The following is a 21,529-nucleotide window of genomic DNA, read 5'->3' on the forward strand; positions in this document are numbered from 1 at the left end:
TCTTTCAGTTTTGCGCCCGGTCGGGCGTCTCGGATTTAGTGTTTGCAGCTACGTTTTGTTGGCGTGCGCCGGCTTGTTTGAGCTCTGCGACCCACTGCGGGTCGGCGTCACCGATTTCGTTGTTCACAGGCAGATATCGTTCAGGAAACTCCCAGATCAGCACCTGTGGCGGGCTGTTCTTGAAGTCATCGCTTTTCAGGTAGCTGAGCATCGGCAGGATCGGACCGTGGCCGTCTTCGGCGTAATTCACCACGTCGCTGTGCAGCGCTTGTTTCAGCGCCCCGACGAAGTTCCAGTTGGGGTTGGCGCTGTAGCTGGTACCGATCAGTGCGACCGGTACTTCGCTGTTGGCGAACAGCGCGTCGTCACCGGCAGGCTGATCGCCAGCGGCCACGGTGTTGCGCTTTTGCAGCGGTTCTTGCGCCGGCATCAGGTTTTCGAACAGCGGGTCCAGCGGCAGGAACAGGCGCAGGTCGCCCTTGTGCGTGACCTTCTCGGCAGGCGTGGTGACAAAGCGCTGCGGCTCGCCGCTGAGCGGGAACTTGTCAGTGATGGTTTTCGCCAGGGTGTTGGCCGCAACCTCGGCGCCCTCAGGCGTCCAGTGCGTGTCGGTGCGCAGGAACACTTGCTGACCGTTCTGCTTGGCCTGTTGCAATGGCTTGAGCAGGTCAGGGGCGAGGATCTTGTCCGCCGTAACGCGGTTGTGGAAGTCCTCATAGAGGTTGGCGTGGATGCTCGCCGGTTTCACTTCACCCAGGTGTTCCGGGTACAGGCGAACCTTGGCCGGCACAATCGCCATCACCAGTTTCACGCCTTTCTCTTTGAGGGTCTGGCGCACGCCTTCGACCAGCGCGTAGTTGCCTTGCAGGTTCAGTTCTTCGTTGACGATCGGGTTGAATTCCTCATCGCTGTACAACCACTGATCGCGACCGAGCACGACGCCCGGACGACCTTCGTTGAACAGTTTGAAATCCAGCGCAGCCCAAAGGTTTGTGCCCAGGCGCTTGATCGGAAACTCTTCGTCATAGTGGGTTTCCACGGCTTTGGTCCAGCGGCCGTTGAGCACCGTGGCGTCGGCGTTGGTGCTGAAGCCGAAGAAGCTGCGTACCGACCACAGACCCAAGACCAGCAGGGTCACCAGGAACAGGGCGATGTAGAAGATGCGTAATGAGCGGGTCATGTCAGATCCCTCAGAACTGGAAGTAAAGGAACGGCGAGAAGCTTTGCGCCGAGAGTTTGAGAATCGAGGCAATGAACAGCAGCAGAATCGCGGCGCGCATTGCGTAGCGCGACCAGTCCGCCGTCCAGTAGGCCGGTTGCACCTGGGCGTCGACGCCGACGGTGTAGCCAGGCTCGTGGATGCTCGCCGGGTTTTCGCCGGGGGCTGCCTTGATCATTCCAGGGGTTGCAGCGGCCGGGCCGTCGACTTCGACATCGACCGCAGGCTTGGTTTTGACCGGTGGCTGATTGGTGTAGAGATCACGCAAGCCGAAGAACGCCAGCGTTACGTACGCCACCACCAGCGTTGCCACTTGCAGACCGGTGAGGCTGGCCTGATTGAGTTCCGACAGCGACCAGTCACCGAAGCTGAACATCGCGCCGTACATGCGCCCGGCAACGTGCAGGTTCTCGGCACGGAAGATCACCCAGCCCATCACCACCAGCAGGAAGGTCAGCGCCCAGCGGATCGGGTTGAGGCTGCGCGGCGAGGTGTTCAGACCCAGCGCTTTTTCAATTGCCAGCCACATGCCGTGCCACGCACCCCAGACGATGTAAGTGATGTTCGCGCCGTGCCACAGACCACCGAGGAGCATGGTCAGGAACAGGTTGCGATAGGTCATCAGCGTGCCTTTACGGTTACCGCCGAGGGTGATGTACAGGTAGTCACGCAGCCAGGTCGACAGGCTGATGTGCCAGCGGCGCCAGAACTCGGTGATCGACTGGCTGATGTACGGCTGTTTGAAGTTTTCCATGAAGCGGAAACCCATCATCAAGCCCAGGCCGATGGCCATGTCGCTGTAACCGGAGAAGTCGAAATACAGCTGCGCGGTGTAGGCCAGTGCGCCGAGCCAGGCATCACCCGTAGTCGGGTTTTGCAGGGCGAAGCAATGGTCGGCCACGACGGCGAGGGTGTCGGCGATGAAGACCTTCTTGATGAAACCCTGCATGAACCGTGTGCAGCCCTCGGAGAACTTGTCGAGGGTGTGCGTGCGGTTGTTGAACTGGTCGGCGAGGTCGCGGAAACGCAGAACCGGGCCGGCAATCAGGTGCGGGAAGATCGCCACGAAGGCCGCGAAGTCGATCAGGTTGCGCGTCGCCGGGGTGTCACCGCGATACACGTCGATGATGTAGCTGATCGACTCGAAAATGTAGAACGAGATACCGATCGGCAATAGCACGTGGGTCAGGATGAACGGCGACAGACCGACCGAGGTCATCATCGCGTTGATGCTGTCGACACCGAAGTTGGCGTACTTGAAGTAGCCGAGGATGCACAGATCCACTGCCACGCCGAGCAACAGCCAGCGTTGCGCCGGTTTGGTCCGCACGCCGGCAGCACCGACTTTCAGGCCGATCCAGTAGTTCCACAACGTGACGGCAGCGAACAGCGCCAGGAAGTCCACCCGCCACCACGCGTAGAACACGTAGCTGGCGAGTAGCAGCAGTAGATTGCGATAACGAATCCCGCTCAGGTAGTACATGCCGAGAAAGATCGGCAAGAACAGAAACAGGAACACGTTGGATGAAAATACCATCCCGATCTCTCCATGTTTGAACCAACAGTCAAGGGCCAAAGCCCCCCCAAACCCCCCGTGGTAGTGGAGGGGTGAAACGGTGTTTCTGTCAGGGTTGTGCAGGGCCTTGAAATCTCTCCCTCACCCCCCGCCCTCTCCCGGAGGGAGAGGGAGCCAGATCTCCATGGTCTTCAGAAAAGGAGATCGGCTCGATATTTCTTTTCAGCCTATGGAGCCTGATCTCGGTTGTTGTCAGAACCTGAGATCGGCTCGATATTTCAGGTCGGCGGATTTCGTCAAAACACCTCGGTCAGTCCCCTCTCCCTCCGGGAGAGGGTTAGGGTGAGGGGCTTTTGCTTCATGAGCCTTTGTTGCCCTTTTCATGGGTCGGGTCGTAGACCTTGGTCAAATCCCCGCCCAGGCGGAAGGTCTTGAACGGCTGCATGCCGCGCTTCTTCTCGATCACATCGGCCGGGCAGGTGTAGAGCGTGCAGAACGGTTCGAGCCAGGCGAATTTCATGTCCTCTTTCAAGTCGGTCATGTCCTGCTTCTTGCCGTTCTTCTCTTCGAATTCGTCCGGGTCTTTCACGCCGGCCAATACGCGATCACCCAGACGCTTCAGCGCGCCGTTGTTTTCCTGACGCAAATCCACACCGTTGACCTGAGCGAAACTGGCGATCATTGCCAGCGGCGGCAGGGCGTAGTTGTGATAGGCGAGGGCGCGTTGCTGACGCTTGAGTTCGTTCGGCAGGAAACCGTCAGCATCGACTTGATTCACGCCGACCTTGTATTCCTTCACCGCCCAATCAAACAGGTCACGGCGGTTGGTGGCGATGGACGTCGCCATCACCGACCAGGCTGCCCAGTACGAGTGGTTGTTGGTTTTTTCCAGCGGCAGGTTGTCCCAGTCGCTGACCACCTGATCGGCCATTTTGCTGAACCACGCTTCGATCTCCTGCGCTTCCTGCTGGTGTTGAGCCAGTGGGTGCGAGTCGGAGAACTTCAGGCGTATGTACGAAGAGGCCATGCTGCCCAGCGCCCATTTGCGCATCGATTTGCCGGTGTGGTTGAAGTCTTTCGACATCAGCGCATCCGCCTTGGCCCACGCGGTCAGCCAGTTCAGCGTGCAATCGAGCTGCTCCGGGCGACCGTCACGCATGAACTGCATGACGCGTTTGGCGGTGCCGCGTTCCAGCGCGGTGATGTCTTTGGTGGTGTCGCGGAAGGCTTTTTCCGACTGCACGTTCAATGTCGAACGGGCCTTGTCCGAGCCTTCGTATTTGCTGCGAAATTGCAACGCGCCGGTGTACGGCGTCGGCATTGCATCGCAGCCTTCGCTTTTGTCGCCGGTCTTGAATTTATCCACAGGCGCGAAGTAGCCCTGAGGTGGACGCAGTGGTGCGGCGGCCTGCGCGGTGCCGGCGAAGATCGCCAGCCCGAGCAGCGTCGGCGCTAAAAGAGTTTTCAGTTTCGAGTTTCGCATAGCAGACCTCATTGCCCGACCTGAGCGGTTTGTTGCCCAGCGCCCGGGAATACGTTGCGTTTGCAGATTTTCGCTTCGACTTTCTGTGGCGCGGCGCCGGCTTCTGGCCCTTGGACTTCGACCGCCAGCAGGTTTTGCGAGGCCCAGTCTTCGTCCGTGCGCAGCTCAAAGGCGAAACGACCGTCGGTGTCGGAGGTTTCCGGTTTCTCGATCTTGATGTCCTCGTGGCGACCGTTCATGTACCAGAGGGTGGCTTGCAGGGTTTTCACCGAGGTGTCGGCGAAGCGGATGTCGACCTGATGGCTGCTGTTCTGCAGGTTCAGGTTCTTGCTGTTGACCATCAGTTCTTGTTTGCTGCCCGGCTTCAGCGTGGCGCTGCCGGTCATCTGTGCATCTTTGCCTTCGCAGCCGTTGTCGAGCAGGGCCATCATCTGGCGATAGATGGTTTCCTGATCAAGGCGATACAGCGGCGAGAACTCCCAGATGAGAATCTTCGGTGGAGTCTTCTGGAATTCGTCGCTGCCCAGGTACTGCAACATCGAACCTTCCAGACCACCTCCGGGGAAGGCGACGTTGAGAATGTCGGCGCCGATGGCCTCTTCGAGGAAGCCGGCGAAGTTGTAGTTCTTGCCGCTGTGCGATGTACCCACGAGGGTGATTTGCGGGTTGCCGGAATCACCGAACAGATCGCCGTCACCGGCTTCGCCCTTAGGCTCGGTGGTGAACTGGTCCATGTACTGGATCGCATAACTGGTGCCGCACAGTTGCCCGGCCATGTTGTGCAGGGTGCCGGTCTTGCCCATGCGCCCGGACTTCTTGGTCTCGAACTCACGCTTGGGAATGTCGGCGAAGGCCGGGATCTGCTTGACCTTCTCGGCGACGATTTTCGCTGTGCGCTGGGCGCCGTATGGCGTCCAGTGTTGATCGCCGCGGAAGTAGAAGTCGTGGGCGGGCAGGGTGTCCGGCAGCGATTCGTTGGTCAGTGGCGACAGGTCCGGCACCACGTAACCCATCTTGGCGAAACGGCCGAGCATGGTCTTGTAGTTACCCAACGCCTTCTCGTAATCGAATGCGGCTTTTTCCTGCGGGTTGAGCTTGTTGCGGTTCACCAGGCCACGGGTTGGCTGATAGACGATCACCAGCTCGACGCCTTTGCTCTTGAACGCATCGTGCAGTTGCTGCATGCGCTTGTAGCCGGCCGGGGTGGTGTTGAATTCGGTGCGCAGGTCTTCCTGGGTACGGAACAGCCAGTCGCCCTGGGCCTGCACCAGCGTGGTGAAGTTCTGCTGATAACGCGTGGTGTAATTCTTCGCGTCGTGTGCTTCAGGGCACAGGTTGCAGCACGGATCGGCGGTGAACTTCGGCGGGGTAGCGCCGGCAGCCTCATCGGCACGGGCGCCATTGCTGGCCGCCAGAATGCCCACGGTCAGGGCCGACAGGCTGAGTAATTTGATCAAGTGTGGGTGCATAAAATTATCCTCAGTCCTGCATTTCTGTCTGGCGTTCGACAGGGTCGATCAGCACGGCTTTCTGTTGGCGCACCAGCAAGTCGAGAATTTCATCCTGGCGCTCGCCGAGGATGCCGTTGAAGCTGATGCCGCTGGATTTGGTCGGCGCCAGCATCGATACGCGGTACAGCTCGACGCTCAAAGGCGAGTCGATCGACAGCGGGCCGCTGCCGTTGGCCGCCAGTTCACCGCCGACCACGATCAGCGACACTTGCGCGTCGAACGGGTCGAGCTTGATGTCGCGGTCGGTGTCGGTCAGGTCTTTGATGTGGCCGTAGACGCCGGTCAGGCCGTTGGCCATGGCAACGTTTTCGTAGAGGCGAATGTTCACGCTGTTACGAATGCGGATGCCGTGGCGCTTGTTGCTGATGACCTTGTTGCCCCACAGCAGATTGTCGGCGGACTCGTAGAGGGTGATGCCGTCGGTGTGGTTCTTGTAGATCTCGTTGTAAGCAATGATGTTGTTGACGCTGTTACGGTCGATCACCAGGCCCGAGAGTTTGTTGTCGTAGCTTTTGTTGTTGAAGATGAAGCTGTCGTTGACCTCACGGGAAATGATGATCCCGTGCTTCTTCTTCGTGCCGTAAACAGTGTTCTCGGCAATGATCAGGCCGTGGGAGCGGTCGTGCGGGTCGATGCCGTAGACGATGTTGTCTTTGTAGGTGTTGCCCTTGACCACAAAGTCGCGGGTCTCGTAGCAGTAGAAGCCGTACCACATGTCCGAGAACTCGGAGCCGACGATCCAGCCGGTCGGCTCGGAACGCTTGAGCACCTTGGCCATGTTCGGCGTGTACTGGGAAATACTCACCCCGTACGACTTACTGTTGGCGTAACCGAAACTGGCCATCTTGCTGTTGACGATGTAGGTCTCGGTGCCGCCCCAGGCGAGCAGGAACGGACGGAATTCTTTCGGCGAACGGAACGTCGCCGGGCCGTTTTCCTTCTCGCGCCAGCCAGTGACTTTGGTGTCACGCACAAACAACTGACCGTCGTTGACCAGGAACGAACCGGCCTCTTGGGACAGACGCAGTTCCTGGGTCTGGCCGTCGATTTCGAGGATGCCTTTACGGCCAACCACGATCGGCAACTTCGACAGGTACACGCCCGGCGAGGTCTCGCTGAAATACTGCTTGGGCAGTTTCTGCGTCAGCTCCTTGAGGTTGATGTAACCGTCGTCGACGAAGATCGCCTGCGGGATGCCATGCTGACGCACCACCCATTCGGCCATCTTGTTGTCGCCGCCGATGAAGTCCTTCAGGGCGTCTTCCTGCATCATCCGGCGCACGCTGACCTTGCCCGCTTTGCTGCGCACAATTTTTGCGGCGGCAGCCTCGGCGGTGTAGCCGGAGATGTCCGGCAGTTTTGGCGCGGCCAGGTTCAGCGCCTCGGTGGGTGCGCTGCTGACGGTGTAGGTCTTGGCTTGCTGCAACTCTTTGGCGGTGGTCACAGGCTTGGCCGGTTCCACCGTGGCGAAGGCACCAGCCGAGGCCAGCAGCATTGCGCCGGCCAACAGACTGAGCGAGCCTTTCCTTGCATGATTCATGTCGGGCACTCCCTTCGCGGTTTGCATCAGAAGCGCCAGATCACGTCGATGAACGCGCGGTGCATGTACGAATCAACCTGGCTGCCATAGGCGTCGCCCGGCTTGAACACGCCGCCACGGAACCGCACCAGTGCCGAAGGCTCGTCGATCGACTGGCTCAATGCCGCCGGCAACAGGCCTTGCTTGAAGTACTTGGTGACGACCAGGTCCATCTCCTGACCCAGGTCCTTGTTGCCGTCCTGAAGTGGCAGCGAAGTGCTGGAGAGGATGGCGCCGGTCACGTCGTCGGTGTTGTTTTCCACGGCGTTGATGCCGTTGCTGCCCACCGGTTTGCTGCCGTCGACGCGCCAGAACTTGTGGTAGATCAGGCTGGCGTCGTACTCGTCGTTGAGCATCCACGAACCGAACAGGGTGGCGGTCTGCATGTTGTTCATTTCGCCACGGAAGGCTTCGCCGAAACGGTGTACGCGCGAACGGGTACCGGTGTAGTTCGAGCGATTGCTTTCCAGACCGGTCTGTTCGTAATCGGCACTGGCGCGGGCATAGGCGGCACCGACTTGCCATTGCGGGTCGAGGCGCAGACGCACACCGATGTCGGTGGCCCAACCGTCGACGTCATCGCTGCGCTTGGCTTGCGCCGGGCGCGAACCATCGGCGTTCAGCGCGTTGACCGTGTCGCGGTCGCCGCTCATGCCGGTGATGCTGCCCCAGTAGTTGACGGTGTTGGTGTTGCGCCAGTTGTAGGCGTCGCTGTCGGCGGTGAGACCGAGCCAGCTGATGTCGCCGTTCTCTTTCTTGTCCAGCGAATCAGCGGCAACACCCGGCTCCGGATAATCCAGTTTGCCGTCATCGTGGGTGTGGTGACCGCGAATGCCGACCCAGTTACCCGGTGTCCACTGGTAAGCGGCATCGGCGTAGGCGTGCAGGCGATCCTTGTCTTTCGGTGCCAGCTCTTTGAGGTCGGTGCGGTATTCGCTGAAGCGTTCGGCAACACCGACGTTGGCGCGCAACAGGGTGGTGTCGAAAGTCCAGTTCAGCGCTTCGATGTTGGTGTCGCGCCATTGGCCGTCGTCATTGCGCAGGCGTTGGCGACCGAACTTGAGCATCTCGCCCGGGTAAGGGGTGAGGCCGCTGTAGCCGACCCAGAACTCACGCATCGCCAGGTAGTTTTTCTTGGTCTTGCGATCACCGTTGTCGGTGGTCTGGGTGCCGTCGCTGTCGGACTGCTGCAGGGTGTCGGTCTCGATGATGTCGGTCGAGGTCACGGCCTGGCCCATGGCGTAGGCGCTCCACGCGCCGCTTTCGCCGTAGACCCACGGACGCAGATCGAGGCCGACACCGTTGACGTCGCCGCCACTGGCGGTGCCGAGGTCGCGGTCGTCTTCGGACTGGCCGGTGATTTTCACTTCGAGGCCGAAGTTTTTGCTTTCAGTCATCGCAGCCAGTGTCGGGCAAGACCAGATCAGCGCGAAAGTGAGGCCAATGCCGGCCTTCACGAATGGATTGAGCTTCATAGTTTTTCCTCGCCGTCTTCTTCTTGCAGGGCGTGCAGTTGCAGCGTGTTCTGATTCAGGGCGCCACGGCTGGCCTGTTCCTGTCGCAGCAGGCGCTGGGCTTCGGCCAGACGCTCGGGCGGCAACTGGGCAGCGATAGTCGTCGCCAGTTCATCGGCTTGCGGGGTGTTTTGCGCCTTGGCCAACTGGCTGAATACATAGGCGTTGAGCGGGTCGGGCTTGGTGCCCTTGCCTTGGGAAAACAGCTGGGCGATGGCGAAGTCGGCGCTGTTCTGGCCGTTGCGCGCAGCGGTCAGCAAATGGTCGAGAGCCTTCTGCGGATAGACCTTGCCCAGGTAACCACGGCGGTAGATCTGGCCGAGGTAGTAATCGGCAGCGACTTCACGGCCCACGGCTTTCTGGAAATGTTCTTCGGCGACTTTGGCGTCGGCCGGAACCATTTTGCCTTCGTAGTAGAGCTTGCCCAGCAACAGCTCGGCGCGCGGCTGGTCGGCGGCGCGGCCGTTGTCCAGGTACTTCATCATCTGGTCGACGTCGCCCAGTGCCGGGTAGTCGTAAAGCAGTTGCGCGAGGGTCACCCACGACGCCGGGTAGCCTGGAGCAATCGGCTCAAGCAAAGACTGCGCGGTTTTTTCGTCGGTCTTGCCCAGGGTCGAATCGGCCAGTACGCGGGCAACCGAATCGACGCGTTGAGCGGTGACGGTGCCACGGCTGTAACCGGCCTGCATCTGCTTGATCAGCTCAGCCTGTTGCTCAGGCTGGGCACGTTTCTGATAGACCGTGGCCAGTTCGACATAGCAAATGTCGGTGGTGTTGAGCGCGGCTTTGCAGATCTTTTCCACGTCATCCAGATGCTGGTCGTAGGTGCCTTGAGTGCGATACAGCAGCACTTGCGCCAGACCTGCTTCGGGGTAGCCGGATTTGCGCCACTGGTCGATCTGCTGCTGGGCGTTGATGTTCGGGAAGCTGTGCGGGTATTGCAGGTACAGCATCGCCAGCGGGATCAACGTATTGCCTTCGCCATTGGCGGCGGCTTTTTTCAGCAGGGTCTCGGCTTCGTGGTGCTCGGCTTCGGTGGAACCGGGTTTGGCCACCAGCAAGCGACCGAGACGAGCCTGAGCACGAGGCGAAACGCTGGCCGCTGCGCGATACGTCGCTTCGGCCTGTTTCATTTGCGCAGGATCGCGGCTGTCGACCTGAATATCGGCGAGGCCCACTTGCGCTTCGCTGTAACCCAGATCGGCCAGTTGCTGGTAGTTCTGCGCGGCGGTGGCGGTGTCGCCACGCTTGAGCGCTTCGTTGGCCAGACGCTGATCGGGCAGGCCGGCGCAACCGGCCAGGGCAATTGCCATGGCCAGGGTCAGCGGAACCGGCAGGATTCTGATTGGGCTAGTCACAGGCATGTCCTCGACTTAAAGACCGGCAGCCATGGCTTTGTCGATCAGCCAGTTCAGGTTCGGGCCACGGTCGCTGTTCACTTCCACCGGACGGCCGGCGAGGCTGCTGTCGAGCGACTCGTCAGGCTTGATCTGTACGCGGATATCGGAGGACAGGTCGGCGCTTTTCAGGCTGGTGCTGCTGACGATCTTGCCGGTGCGGATCTTGTCTTCGCCGGCGATCTGGAAGCTCACCGGGGTGCCCGGACGCACGTCGCCGAACTGGCGATAGGAGAAGCGTGCTTCCACATTCGCCTCGGTGTTGCGCGGTACCAGTTGGAAGATCACATCGCCCTTGCTCGCGTATTGACCGTCGGCCACCAGTTGCTGGGCCACGCTGCAATCGCACGGCGAGGTCAGGGTGCCGGTCATTTGCTTGCCGAACAGTTCTTCAACCTTGGCCGGGGACAGTTGGTCTTCTTCCAGATGCCCTTTGAGCACGTCGAGCATGCTGGTGCTGAATGTCGCCAGCGGTGCGCCTTTGGCGGCGACGCCGTCGGACTTGACCAGGCTCTGCACGGTGCCGTCACGCGGCATGGTGATGTTCATGCCCGGTACGCTGACAAGGCCCGCCTGCGCATGGCTGACGAAGTACATGCCGTACACCGATTTGAAAATGAAACCCGCCGCAACCAGGCCGACCGCAAAAATACCGGCACTGAACGTCACTGCTTTCAGACGCCCGAACGGGGTCATGCCGCTGCCGCCGTCCTTGACCTTGCGCGCCTTGGTGAAGTTGTCGCGCTGCAGGGTCGCCAGTACTTCACCCATGCTGACGATGTCGCCGGCCAGGTGCGAAGTGATCAAGTGGCGCAGGGTGGAAATGTCCTGCGGCTCAAGGTTCTGGAACTGGCAACCGGCACGGCCGGTCTGGCGGTCGAAGGAGCGCACCTGCAGTTCAACGTCCATGGCCAGGCCGAGGTTGTCGATGACGAATTGCAGGCGGGCCTTGTACACCTCGCCAATGGTCAGCGGCATTTGCCCGGCGTTGAACGCCAGACCACCGGCGGACAGGTCGAGGACCCGTGCTTCCATTGGCGTCCGGTCGGGGCCGAAGAAACGCAGCTTGGCCGGGATTTTCACTCGGGCGTGTTGGCGCTGGGCTTCGGATTCATGCACTACGTTGGCGTTGACGGCGGTATTCATAGGGGCGATTTCCTTGTTAATTCAATAGGGGCGGGTCAGACCATCATCAGCAGCACGGCGACGAAAATGCTGCCGGCGGAGAAGGTCATGGTCCGAGACGACCAGGTGTTGAACCAACGTTGAAAGCTGGCGAGATCACGGGTCAGGGAAGTGGGTTGGCGAGTCCAGGATTGTTGGTCGAGGCGGAAGAACACGTAGATCTTCACCAGCGCACCGACGATCTGGTTGTAATAAAGAATCGCCGGGTAGGCCGGGCCGATCCGGTGACCGGAGCAGGACAACAGCAAGGTCAGAATCAGGCGGGTGATGCCGATCCACAGCAGGTAAACCAGGATGAACGCGGTGCCGTACTTGAAGCTGGCGATGATCGCCACGGTCAGACCGAGCAGCGACGTCCACATCGACACGCGCTGATCGAAAAGCACCACCGAGGTGAAGGCGCCGAGGCGTTTCACACCCAGGCCCAAGGCGCGGGAGTTCTGCCGCAGGTTGTTGCCGTACCAGCGGAACATCAGTTTGCGACTGGCCTTGATGAAGCTCTTTTCCGGCGGGTGTTCAACGGTGTTGATCGCCGCGTCAGGCACGTAAAAGGTGTCGTAACCGAGACGCATCAGGCTGAACCAGCTCGACTTGTCGTCGCCGGTCAAAAACTTGAAACGGCCCAGACGCCAGTGTTGCAGCGAGTCGCTCTCCACATCGGCGATGAATTCCGGGTCGGTCACCACGGTGGCACGGAACACCGACATGCGCCCGGTCATGGTCAGCACGCGCTTGGACAGGGCCATCGAGCACATGTTGATGTGACGCTGGGCGAAACGCAGCTTGTGCCATTCGCTCATTATGTAGCCGCCGCGTACTTCGCAGAACTCGTTGGTGGTCAGGCCGCCGACATTGCCGAACAACTGGAACCACGGCACGGTCTTGCGCACAGTGCCTTCGCCGAGCACGGTATCGCCATCGATCACGGCCACTACGGCGCGGTCGTCTGGCAGGTGACGGGAGATCGCGCGGAAACCGTAGGCCAGGCCATCACGCTTGCCGGTGCCGGGAATGCGCACGAAGTCGAGTTTGACTCGCTCAGGCGGATTCATCCGCGCCCACAGCGCCTTGACCAGCAGCTCATCGGACATTTCGACGATCGAGCAGACCACTGTGGTCGGCAGTTCGCAGTCGATGGCTTCGCGGATCACCGAGCTGTAGACCTGCGCAGTGGTCAGCGCGTCGATACGGAAACTGGTGACCATCAGAAACACATGCGAGGGGTCCGCCGCTTTACCCAGCTTGCGCACTTTACGGCGCAGGTGCGGGTAAACGATGTAGAGGAAAATCATGCCGCGCACAAAGTGCGTTGCACCCATCGAGTAGCGCCAGATACCCACGGCGCCAATCAGGAAAATGAAGTCCTTCGACTCGGAGTCGAATGTGGACGTGGGCAGCATCAAGGCCAGGCCCATCAGCAGACTGAGATAAAAAAGCCAGCCGGCGGATTGCAGAAAAAAATGTTTGAGCTTGGTCATCAACGTCATCCGAAGGTGAGAAGGCTTCAAGCCGCAAGCTTCGAGCTGCAAGCGAAACGCTTTGGCTGGCAGCTCGAGGCTTGTCGCTTAGGGCTGCGTTACCAGCAAATGCCTTCGGTGCGCGTACCGGCGTCGGTGGCTTTGGCCATGAAACCGACCAGGTCGATGACCTGTTTGCCGTGCGGTGCTTGCTGAGCCAGCGCGCGGAATTTCTCGTCGCGGTTGCCGAGGATGATCACGTCGGAGTTGTTGATCACCGAATCGAAGTCCGCGTTGAGCAGGGACGACACGTGCGGGATTTTCGACTCGATGTAGTCCTTGTTCGCGCCGTGAACACGGGCGTACTCGACGTTGCTGTCGTAGATGCTCAGGTCGTAACCCTTGCCGATCAGCATTTCTGCCAGCTCGACCAGCGGGCTTTCGCGCAGGTCGTCGGTGCCGGCCTTGAAGCTCAGACCTAGCAGGGCGACTTTGCGTTTGTCGTGGCTTTCAACGATGTCGAAGGCGTTCTGCACTTGCGATTCGTTGCTGCGCATCAGCGAGTTGAGCAGCGGTGCCTCGACGTCCAGGGAACCGGCGCGGTAGGTCAGGGCACGCACGTCTTTTGGCAGGCACGAGCCGCCGAAAGCGAAACCCGGGCGCATGTAGTACTGGGACAGGTTGAGGGTCTTGTCCTGGCAGACCACTTCCATCACTTCACGGCCATCGACGCCGACCGCTTTGGCGATGTTGCCGATCTCGTTGGCGAAGGTCACTTTGGTCGCGTGCCAGACATTGCAGGTGTACTTGATCATCTCGGCGACAGCGATGTCCTTGCGGATGATCGGCGCGTCGAGTTCTTCGTACAGCGATTGCAGAACGTCGCCCGAAGCCTTGTCGAACTCGCCGATGACGGTCATCGGTGGCAGGTCGTAGTCGGCGATGGCGGTGGATTCACGCAGGAACTCAGGGTTGACCGCAACGCCGAAATCAACGCCAGCCTTCTTGCCGGAGCAATCTTCGAGGATCGGGATGACAACGTTTGCGACAGTGCCCGGCAGTACGGTGCTGCGCACGACGATGGTGTGGCGGGTGGATTTTTCACGCAGGACAAAACCGATCTCGCGGCATACCGCTTCGATGTAGTTCAGTTCCAGGTCGCCGTTCTTCTTGCTCGGCGTACCGACGCAGATCATCGACAGATCGGTGTCACGAATCGCCTCGGCGAAGTTGGTCGTGCCACGCAGGCGACCGGTCTGAATACCCTGTTGCAGAAGTTCGCCCAGGCCCGGTTCAACAATCGGCGATTTACCGGCGTTGATCATGTCGATCTTGTCTTTGGCAACGTCGACGCCAATCACGTCATGGCCCCGTGCAGACAGGCAACCGGCACACACTGCGCCAACGTAACCCAAACCAAATATGCTGATGCGCATCGCAATTACCTCTGTATATATCAGGCCGTTAGAGGGCCGGAGTTAATGGTGTTCAGCGTTCATTAGTGCACTCGAAAGTGCGGCATACAGGCGCCACAATGCCGTGTGCAGGCATACTAAGTTTCGAGTGTCTAAATAAGTGCACTCAAGATGTGCGCAACCAGGCTTTGTTGTTATGACTTGCCCTGTTTTGCAGCCAATCTTCATGTTTGAAGATCTTGGTGCAGTCGTTTTTACGCGCTTGATTTCAGGTAGAAGCCTTTAAAATCAAGCGGTTGGGTGCTCAGGCGAGCACGTTTATAGGGGCGCGGTCATGGCCTTGCAGGGGATATTAATGGTGCGTATCTCCTGTCCATCAAGTTGTTTTCAGACTGGTTAGTCATCTAGGCAAGTTGCTGTGACAACTTGGTTACATGACTATCGACCCTGCGTAAGTTATCTCGTACAAACTCGGCGAGAATCGTTACCGGTGGTATGAGCTATGCATTTGGACGAAGTTCCTGCCCGCTCATCGCGAAATCTGAAATTTCTTGAAATATTGTCCTAGATGGCACTAGTCTCAAATTGATAGCACTTTCGTTTTCGACCTTTATTAACAGGCGAATAATCACATTAGATAGTTTTGTGCCACTACGGTGAAAAAAATTAGGTGCCACTACTGAAAAAAAAGATCAGTGTCGAGTGAAACTAATATTAGAAAAGATGGGGATATTTTTTTGGCGCCATAAAAATGGCAAAAACAGGCGGGGGATTTTTGACATCGTGCGACCTGCACGACTCTATATAGAAAGAGTCGTGCAACGGGCATGCTTTATTCGGGGGCGTGATCGCGCAAAAACACCAGATTGTCCGGTTTCGACTGTTCAGCACTGTAGCGATAACCCTGAACATCGAACTGCTTGAGCTGGGCTGGATCGTTGATGCCTTCCTGGATCACGAAACGGCTCATCAAACCACGGGCCTTTTTCGCGTAGAAACTGATGATCTTGTACTGGCCGTTCTTCTGGTCCTTGAACTCGGTGTTGATGATCCGTGCGTTCAGGGCAGTGCGTTTGACCGCAGAGAAGTACTCGTTGGATGCCAGGTTGAGCAGCAAATCATCGCCTTGCTCGGCCAATGCTTCATTCAGCCATTCACTGATGCGCGTGCCCCAGAACGCGTACAAATCCTTGCCGCGCGCGTTGGCCAGTTTGGTGCCCATTTCCAGGCGATAGGGTTGCATCAGATCCAGCGGGCGCAGCAGGCCATAAAGGCCGGAGAGCATGCGCAGGTGTTTTTGCGCGTAATCGAAATTCGCTTCACTGAAGGACTGGGCGTCGAGACCGGTGTAGACGTCACCCTTGAACGCGAGCAGGGCCTGCTTGGCGTTTTCCGGGGTGAAGGCTGGCGTCCAGCTGCCGAAACGTGCGGCGTTGAGCCCGCCGATCTTGTCTGAGACGTGCATCAATTCGCTGATCTGCGCCGGCGACAGCTCACGCAATTGCTGAATCAGCTCCTGAGAGTGGTCGAGGTATTGCGGCTGGGTGAAGCGCTGGGTCGCCGGCGGTGTTTCGTAATCGAGGGTCTTGGCGGGGGAAATCACCATCAGCATGAAGTCGTCTCCTTTAATCGTGGGGGCGATTCTAGGGGGTTGTCGGTGTTGACTCCAGCTATCAAGCCCATAGGTGATCGACGGCTGGCCCCAATCCCCCGTGGGAGCGAGCCTGCTCGCGAAAGCAGTGTATCAGTCGACTTCTATGGCGGATCTGAATCCGTATTCGGGAGCAGGCTCGCTCCCACATGGGAATCTGTGTTGCTGAGGGAACTGTGTGGGATCAGCTATAGTGCCGCCCGGGTTTTGTTACGGAGACATCCCATTGCGCATTGTTCTTTTATTCACCGCGTGGCTATTGAGCTTCGGTGCCGTTGCGGCGCCGGGCGATGTGGCGACGCTGGATCGCAGTACCTGGCCGGAGCAACTGAGCAGCCCTACGCTGTTCGACGTGGCATCGCGGGCGGAAATCCTCATGTTCGCCCGCGGTCTGCTGGGCACCGAGTCGATGGACGAAGCCGCCCTGGCCCAGCGTCTGGGGCTGCGCACGGTCAATATCGACGCGGTTAATAGCCTGCGCCAACGGCTGTGGCAGCGTCTGTTGGCCAACTACAACTTCGCTCAGCAGAGCTGCGATCAGGACGCCTCGTTCTGCTTCCTCGTCGAAGACTTGCCGACTCTGCGCGAGCAAGCCGCCAAGTTCGTGGTCAGCGATGACAGCTATTACACCAAGTGGGCCGAGCCAAGCCGGATCTTCCATTTGCTCTATCTGGACGAGTTGATGCGCAAGGCTGCGCTTTCGCCTCAGAACAGCAACGAATTCGATCGTTTTGGCGACTACGAGCGCAACGGCGAGGAAATGCATGACCGGCTGTTTCTGCTGACCTTCGACAGCGCCGCCAACGTGCAACCGGACAACACCGACTGGCTCACCGAGTACCTGCGCAAGGCGAACATGAGCGGCACGTTCTTCATGCTTGGCAAGGATATTCAGGCGCGGCTGGGTGATCGTTCGGTAAGCAACCTGCAAGCGGCGTTTTCGCAACAATGCGTCGGCGTGCAGGGTTGGGAGTTCCGTTCCCACAGCCATTGGCAGGACTGGCAGGACTCGGTGCGGCGCAGCGCTGATCTGGTCAGGAACAAATTGCCGGAAAACTACGTGCCGCTGTTCCGCCCGCCGGATGGCCAGCGCCGCAGTGACGCACAAGGTTTCTTCAATAGCCAGGGCCTGCAAGTGGCGTTGTGGGACATCGACGCCCAGGATGGCGCGGGCAAGCTCAAGGGCCCCCAGAGTGCGCAGCGGGTGCTGACCCTGATGCTGTTGTGGCGCCATGGAGTGATCAATTTCAACATGAAGCAGGATGCGGTGAAGACCGCGATGCCGTGGCTGATCACACAAACTGCGCAAAGTGGCATCGGCTGGGAGGATTGTCAGGACGCGTTTCGCTGAGAAACGGCAAAAGCCCGGAAACATTGGGCTTGGGGTGATTTTTTCGGAGGTTTCGGTGCAGGTCGACTTCCGACTCTAACGGGGGCAGGGCGGTCCGCCAAGGGCTTTTCGTCACTTTGCAAAATAAACTTAAAAAAACCGTCAAAGTGCTTTTTTATGTCATGGGTTTTGGAGTATTACGAAGACAGACCGCCGAAACCTGCAACACAGGTGGCGTCTTCCAAGACCCGTTTGTTTGCAGTCACTTGAATCTCCGCAGGTGAGATTTCGGCAGTCACTTCGAGGCGCAGCACCGCCAAGGTATTGCGTCTACTGGCTCTGACATAGGTGACCGAGTATGGATGATCACGGACGTAGCCCTTCCTCCAACCAGCCAATCCTTTATGTACTCGATACCAACGTATTGATTCACGATCCAAACGCCCTGCTTAATTTCGAAGAACACCACGTCGCGATCCCGATGACCGTGCTTGAGGAGTTGGACAAGCTCAAGAGCGGGCATCATAGCGTTGCCGCCGAATGCCGCCAGGCGATCCGGCTTATCGACAAGACCCTGGGTGACGCCTCCCCCGAGGACGTCGAACTGGGTGTGCCGATCCAGCGCGGCAAGAGCGGGCCGAAGGGCTTGCTGTCAATTCTGATGAGCAAAAAGGCCGAGTCGAACCTGATTCTGCCCGAGCACCTGAACGACAACAAAATCATCAACCAGTTGATTGATCTGCACACCCGTGATCCGCAGAAAGCTGTGGTGCTGGTCACCAAAGACATCAACATGCGCCTCAAGGCGCGCGCCTGCGGGATCGCGGCCGAGGACTACAGCACCGACCAACTGGTCGATGACGTGTCCCTGCTACCCAACGGCTACCACAACATGACCGGTTCTTTCTGGGACCGCGTGAGCAAGGTCGAAACCCGTCAGGACCACGGCCGCACCTGGCATCAGGTGCAACTGATCGACAACCTGCCGGCGGTACACATCAACGAGTTCATCATTGACGAACAGGGCTTTGTCGGCTGGATCAAGGAAATCCAGGAAGACAAACTGCTGATCCTCGACCTGCATCAGGAACCGCTGCTGCACCAGGAAGCCTGGGGCCTCAAGCCGCGCGACATCTATCAGAGCCTGGCGCTGTACGCACTGCTTGATCCGGACATCCATCTGGTCAACCTGTCCGGCGCTGCCGGTTCCGGTAAAACCATTCTGGCGCTGGCCGCTGCGATCGAGCAGACCATGGTCAGCAAGCGTTATCGCCGCATCATCGCCACCCGCAGTGTGCAGGGTCTGGATCAGGAGATCGGCTTCCTGCCTGGCACCGAAGCGGAAAAAATGGAGCCTTGGCTCGGCGCCATCACCGACAACCTCGAAGCCTTGCACATGGATGACGAAAACACCCATGGCAGCGTCGACTACATCCTCAGCAAAGTGCCGTTGCAGTTCAAATCGCTCAACTACATTCGCGGTCGCAGCTTCCAGCAGAGCCTGATCCTGATCGACGAATGCCAGAACCTCACCCCGCACCAGATGAAAACCATCATCACCCGTGCCGGTGCCGGTTCCAAAGTGGTGTGCCTGGGCAACCTGGCGCAGATCGACACCCCTTACCTGTCCGCGACCAGCTCCGGGCTGACCTACCTGACCGAACGCTTCAAGGATTTCCCCAACGGTGTGCACATCACCCTGCAAGGGGTGCCTCGCTCAATCCTGGCCGAATACGCCGAATCGCATCTGTAATCCTTCCAACAGAACCGGGCGGCCCAACATCCGCCCGGTTTTTTATGCCCTATACGAAGAACGCCATATTCAAGCGTGCGGAAATTTGACCCGCAGGTTTACAATCCCCGCTCCTGATCAGGAGTAATCCCGTGCTGACTCATCTCGATTCCCAAGGTCGCGCCAACATGGTCGACGTCACCGAAAAAGCCGTGACGTTCCGTGAAGCGACGGCCCAAGCGCTGGTGCGCATGCTCCCCGAAACTCTGCAGATGATCGTCAGTGGCGGCCATCCCAAAGGAGACGTGTTTGCCGTAGCGCGCATTGCCGGCATTCAGGCAGCGAAGAAAACCAGCGATCTGATTCCCCTGTGCCATCCGCTGATGCTCACCGGCGTCAAAGTCGAACTCAGCGCTGAAGGCGAAGACGCCGTGCGCATCGTCGCCCGTTGCAAACTGTCCGGGCAGACCGGCGTCGAGATGGAAGCGCTGACCGCTGCCAGCGTCGCTGCGCTGACTATCTATGACATGTGCAAAGCCGTGGATCGCGGCATGACCATCGAAAGCGTGAAGCTGCTGGAGAAGGTCGGTGGCAAGAGCGGTCACTTCCAGGCGGAGCAACCATGAACGTGATCGTGAGGTTTTTTGCCCGTTACCGTGAAGCACTGGGTGTTGATTCGGTAAAGGTCGAAGGCGATTTCGCCACTGTTGATGACGTGCGCGCTTTGTTGGCCAAGCGTGATGGCGCCGAGGTGTTGAGTGAACAGAACCTGATGTGCGCGCGCAACGAAGACCTCTGCCAACTCGATGAGCCTGTTACCGATGGCGACGAAGTGGCGTTCTTCCCGACCGTGACCGGAGGCTGAGCCATGGCAATTCGCGTGCAGGCCAAGCCGTTCGACCCGGGTGCTGAAGTCAACGCGATGCATGCGGCCAATGTCGGCGTCGGCGCGGTGGTGAGTTTTGTCGGCTACGTGCGCGACTTCAACGATGGCCTCGATGTGGCCGGCATGTTCCTCGAACACTATCCGGGCATGACCGAAAAGGCCCTGGGCAAAATTGCCGTCGAAGCCGAGCAGCGCTGGCCATTGTTGAAGCTGGAAGTGCTGCATCGCATCGGCGCGCTGGAACCGGGTGAGCCGATTGTCTTTGTCGGCGCCGCCAGTGCCCATCGCCAGGCAGCATTCGATGCCTGCGCTTTCGTCATGGACTACCTGAAAACCCGTGCGCCGTTCTGGAAGAAAGAAAACACCAGCGACGGCCCGCGCTGGGTGGAAGGGCGCGACAGTGATCACGCCGCCGCCGATCGCTGGAACAAGTAAGTCCTGTTGTTTCACCAAAAAGATCGCAGCCTTCGGCAGCTCCTACAGGGTGTACGACATCCCAATGTAGGAGCTGCCGAAGGCTGCGATCTTTTGCTTTTTCCGCTGATTGACGATCCATACATTAAAGTCCAGTATGGATTTACAAGTACAAAATCACCGTTCAGCTCTTTCTTCTGTCTTGCCAAACCAACAACAACCCGCGAGAGAACGAACATGAAGAAACTCCCCCTCATCACCGGTCTGGCCCTTAGCCTGCTGGCGTGCACCAGCTCGTTTGCCGCCGAGAAAACCCTGCGCATCGGCATCGAAGCCGCTTACCCACCCTTCGCCTCGAAAACCGACAAAGGTGAAATCGTCGGTTTCGACTACGACATCGGCAATGCCCTGTGCGCGCAGATGAAGGTCAAATGCGTGTGGGTCGAGGGTGAATTCGACGGTCTGATTCCTTCCCTGAAAGTGAAGAAAATCGACATGGCGCTGTCGTCCATGACGATCAACGAAGACCGCAAGAAGTCAGTGGATTTCACCCACAAGTACTACTTCACTTCGTCGCGACTGGTGATGAAGGACGGCGCCACGGTCGATGACCAGTACGCCAGCCTCAAGGGCAAGAACGTCGGCGTACAGCGTGCGACCACCACCGACCGTTATGCCACCGAGGTGTTCGAACCCAAGGGCGTCAACGTCAAGCGCTACAGCAACAACGAAGAAATCTACATGGACTTGGCGGCCGGGCGACTTGATGCGATTTTCGCCGACACCATTCCCCTGAATGATTTCCTCACGATGCCGCGTGGCAAGGGCTATGCGTTTGTCGGGCCGGAGTTGAAGGATCCGAAATACGTCGGCGAAGGGGCGGGGATTGCGGTGCGCAAGGGCAATTCCGAGTTGGTCAGCCAGTTGAATGGCGCGATTGATGGCATTCGCGCCAGTGGCGAATACCAGAAGATTTCCGAGAAGTACTTCAAGTCCGATATCTACGGCGACTGATAGTCCGCCATCGCTGGCAAGCCAGCTCCCATATTGTCTGCGTCGAGCACAAATATGTGATCACCGCAGAACCTGTGGGAGCTGGCTTGCCAGCGATGGGCATTGGTATCTACACATCTCTAAAGTCTTCGGCTGGCCACCCAGCCGATGGCTTCTTTAGCGAAACCCGCCAGCTCCTGTGGCGTGTATTGCTCCAGCGTCTCGCACATCGCCAAAAGCATGTACA

At 58.8% G+C, this 21,529-nt stretch carries 17 protein-coding genes; 6 read left to right on the top strand and 11 right to left on the bottom strand.

The genetic code is table 11. The annotated features are described in order from the left end of the window. Positions 1 to 4 precede the first annotated feature (4 nt). The 11 genes from IAI51_RS01460 to yaaA all read right to left on the bottom strand — a co-directional run bounded on the left by IAI51_RS01460 (position 5) and on the right by yaaA (position 15,888). Positions 5 to 1,180, bottom strand: a complete 1,176-nt coding sequence (locus tag IAI51_RS01460; RefSeq protein WP_187676858.1) for an alginate O-acetyltransferase — start codon at positions 1,178 to 1,180, stop codon at positions 5 to 7. A gap of 10 nt (positions 1,181 to 1,190) precedes the next feature. Next, the gene (locus tag IAI51_RS01465) at positions 1,191 to 2,756 is read right to left on the bottom strand and encodes an MBOAT family O-acyltransferase (RefSeq protein WP_187676859.1); all 1,566 of its coding nucleotides are present in this window, start codon (positions 2,754 to 2,756) and stop codon (positions 1,191 to 1,193) included. A 337-nt stretch (positions 2,757 to 3,093) separates the two neighbouring features. Beyond that, entirely contained in the window at positions 3,094 to 4,218 is a 1,125-nt protein-coding gene (locus tag IAI51_RS01470; protein ID WP_187676860.1) for a mannuronate-specific alginate lyase, read from the bottom strand. A gap of 8 nt (positions 4,219 to 4,226) precedes the next feature. Then, positions 4,227 to 5,687 carry an alginate O-acetyltransferase gene (locus IAI51_RS01475; RefSeq protein WP_187676861.1) on the bottom strand — a complete coding sequence of 487 codons (1,461 nt, stop codon included), beginning with the start codon at positions 5,685 to 5,687 and terminating at the stop codon, positions 4,227 to 4,229. Positions 5,688 to 5,697: 10 nt separating this feature from the next. Beyond that, complete coding sequence (gene algG / locus IAI51_RS01480; protein WP_187676862.1) at positions 5,698 to 7,269, bottom strand: mannuronan 5-epimerase AlgG; 1,572 nt, start codon at positions 7,267 to 7,269, stop codon at positions 5,698 to 5,700. A 26-nt stretch (positions 7,270 to 7,295) separates the two neighbouring features. Next, positions 7,296 to 8,783: an alginate export family protein gene (locus IAI51_RS01485; RefSeq protein WP_187676863.1), complete on the bottom strand. Its 1,488-nt coding sequence runs from the start codon at positions 8,781 to 8,783 to the stop codon at positions 7,296 to 7,298. Continuing rightward, entirely contained in the window at positions 8,780 to 10,186 is a 1,407-nt protein-coding gene (gene algK, locus IAI51_RS01490) for an alginate biosynthesis TPR repeat lipoprotein AlgK (RefSeq protein ID WP_187676864.1), read from the bottom strand. The genes IAI51_RS01485 and algK overlap by 4 nt, the downstream gene beginning before the upstream one ends. A 9-nt stretch (positions 10,187 to 10,195) precedes the next feature. Then, positions 10,196 to 11,365 (bottom strand): alginate biosynthesis protein Alg44, encoded by a 1,170-nt coding sequence (locus IAI51_RS01495; protein ID WP_187676865.1) that lies wholly within the window; start codon positions 11,363 to 11,365, stop codon positions 10,196 to 10,198. A 35-nt stretch (positions 11,366 to 11,400) separates the two neighbouring features. Next, positions 11,401 to 12,882: a mannuronan synthase gene (alg8, locus tag IAI51_RS01500; RefSeq protein WP_187676866.1), complete on the bottom strand. Its 1,482-nt coding sequence runs from the start codon at positions 12,880 to 12,882 to the stop codon at positions 11,401 to 11,403. A gap of 98 nt (positions 12,883 to 12,980) precedes the next feature. Next, a complete protein-coding gene (locus IAI51_RS01505) occupies positions 12,981 to 14,297 on the bottom strand; it encodes a nucleotide sugar dehydrogenase (RefSeq protein WP_187676867.1) in 1,317 nt (438 codons plus the stop codon). An 811-nt stretch (positions 14,298 to 15,108) separates the two neighbouring features. After that, entirely contained in the window at positions 15,109 to 15,888 is a 780-nt protein-coding gene (yaaA, locus tag IAI51_RS01510) for a peroxide stress protein YaaA (protein WP_187676868.1), read from the bottom strand. Between the two features lie 265 nt (positions 15,889 to 16,153). On the opposite strand from yaaA, the gene IAI51_RS01515 reads away from it, so the two are divergent. The 6 genes from IAI51_RS01515 to IAI51_RS01540 all read left to right on the top strand — a co-directional run bounded on the left by IAI51_RS01515 (position 16,154) and on the right by IAI51_RS01540 (position 21,303). Next, positions 16,154 to 17,278: a polysaccharide deacetylase family protein gene (locus tag IAI51_RS01515; RefSeq protein ID WP_187676869.1), complete on the top strand. Its 1,125-nt coding sequence runs from the start codon at positions 16,154 to 16,156 to the stop codon at positions 17,276 to 17,278. 337 nt (positions 17,279 to 17,615) lie between these two features. Continuing rightward, entirely contained in the window at positions 17,616 to 19,010 is a 1,395-nt protein-coding gene (locus tag IAI51_RS01520) for a PhoH family protein (RefSeq protein ID WP_187676870.1), read from the top strand. 131 nt (positions 19,011 to 19,141) lie between these two features. After that, positions 19,142 to 19,615, top strand: a complete 474-nt coding sequence (moaC, locus tag IAI51_RS01525; RefSeq protein WP_187676871.1) for a cyclic pyranopterin monophosphate synthase MoaC — start codon at positions 19,142 to 19,144, stop codon at positions 19,613 to 19,615. After that, a complete protein-coding gene (moaD, locus tag IAI51_RS01530; RefSeq protein WP_187676872.1) occupies positions 19,612 to 19,854 on the top strand; it encodes a molybdopterin converting factor subunit 1 in 243 nt (80 codons plus the stop codon). Before moaC ends, moaD begins: the two co-directional genes overlap by 4 nt. Positions 19,855 to 19,857: 3 nt before the next feature. Beyond that, positions 19,858 to 20,310, top strand: coding sequence for a molybdopterin synthase catalytic subunit MoaE (gene moaE, locus IAI51_RS01535; RefSeq protein ID WP_187676873.1), 453 nt, complete (start codon positions 19,858 to 19,860; stop codon positions 20,308 to 20,310). A 216-nt stretch (positions 20,311 to 20,526) separates the two neighbouring features. Then, positions 20,527 to 21,303, top strand: a complete 777-nt coding sequence (locus tag IAI51_RS01540; RefSeq protein ID WP_187676874.1) for an ABC transporter substrate-binding protein — start codon at positions 20,527 to 20,529, stop codon at positions 21,301 to 21,303. Positions 21,304 to 21,529 lie beyond the last annotated feature (226 nt).

It is taken from the genome of Pseudomonas sp. N40(2020) (assembly GCF_014472415.1).
Taxonomy (GTDB): Bacteria; Pseudomonadota; Gammaproteobacteria; order Pseudomonadales; family Pseudomonadaceae; genus Aquipseudomonas.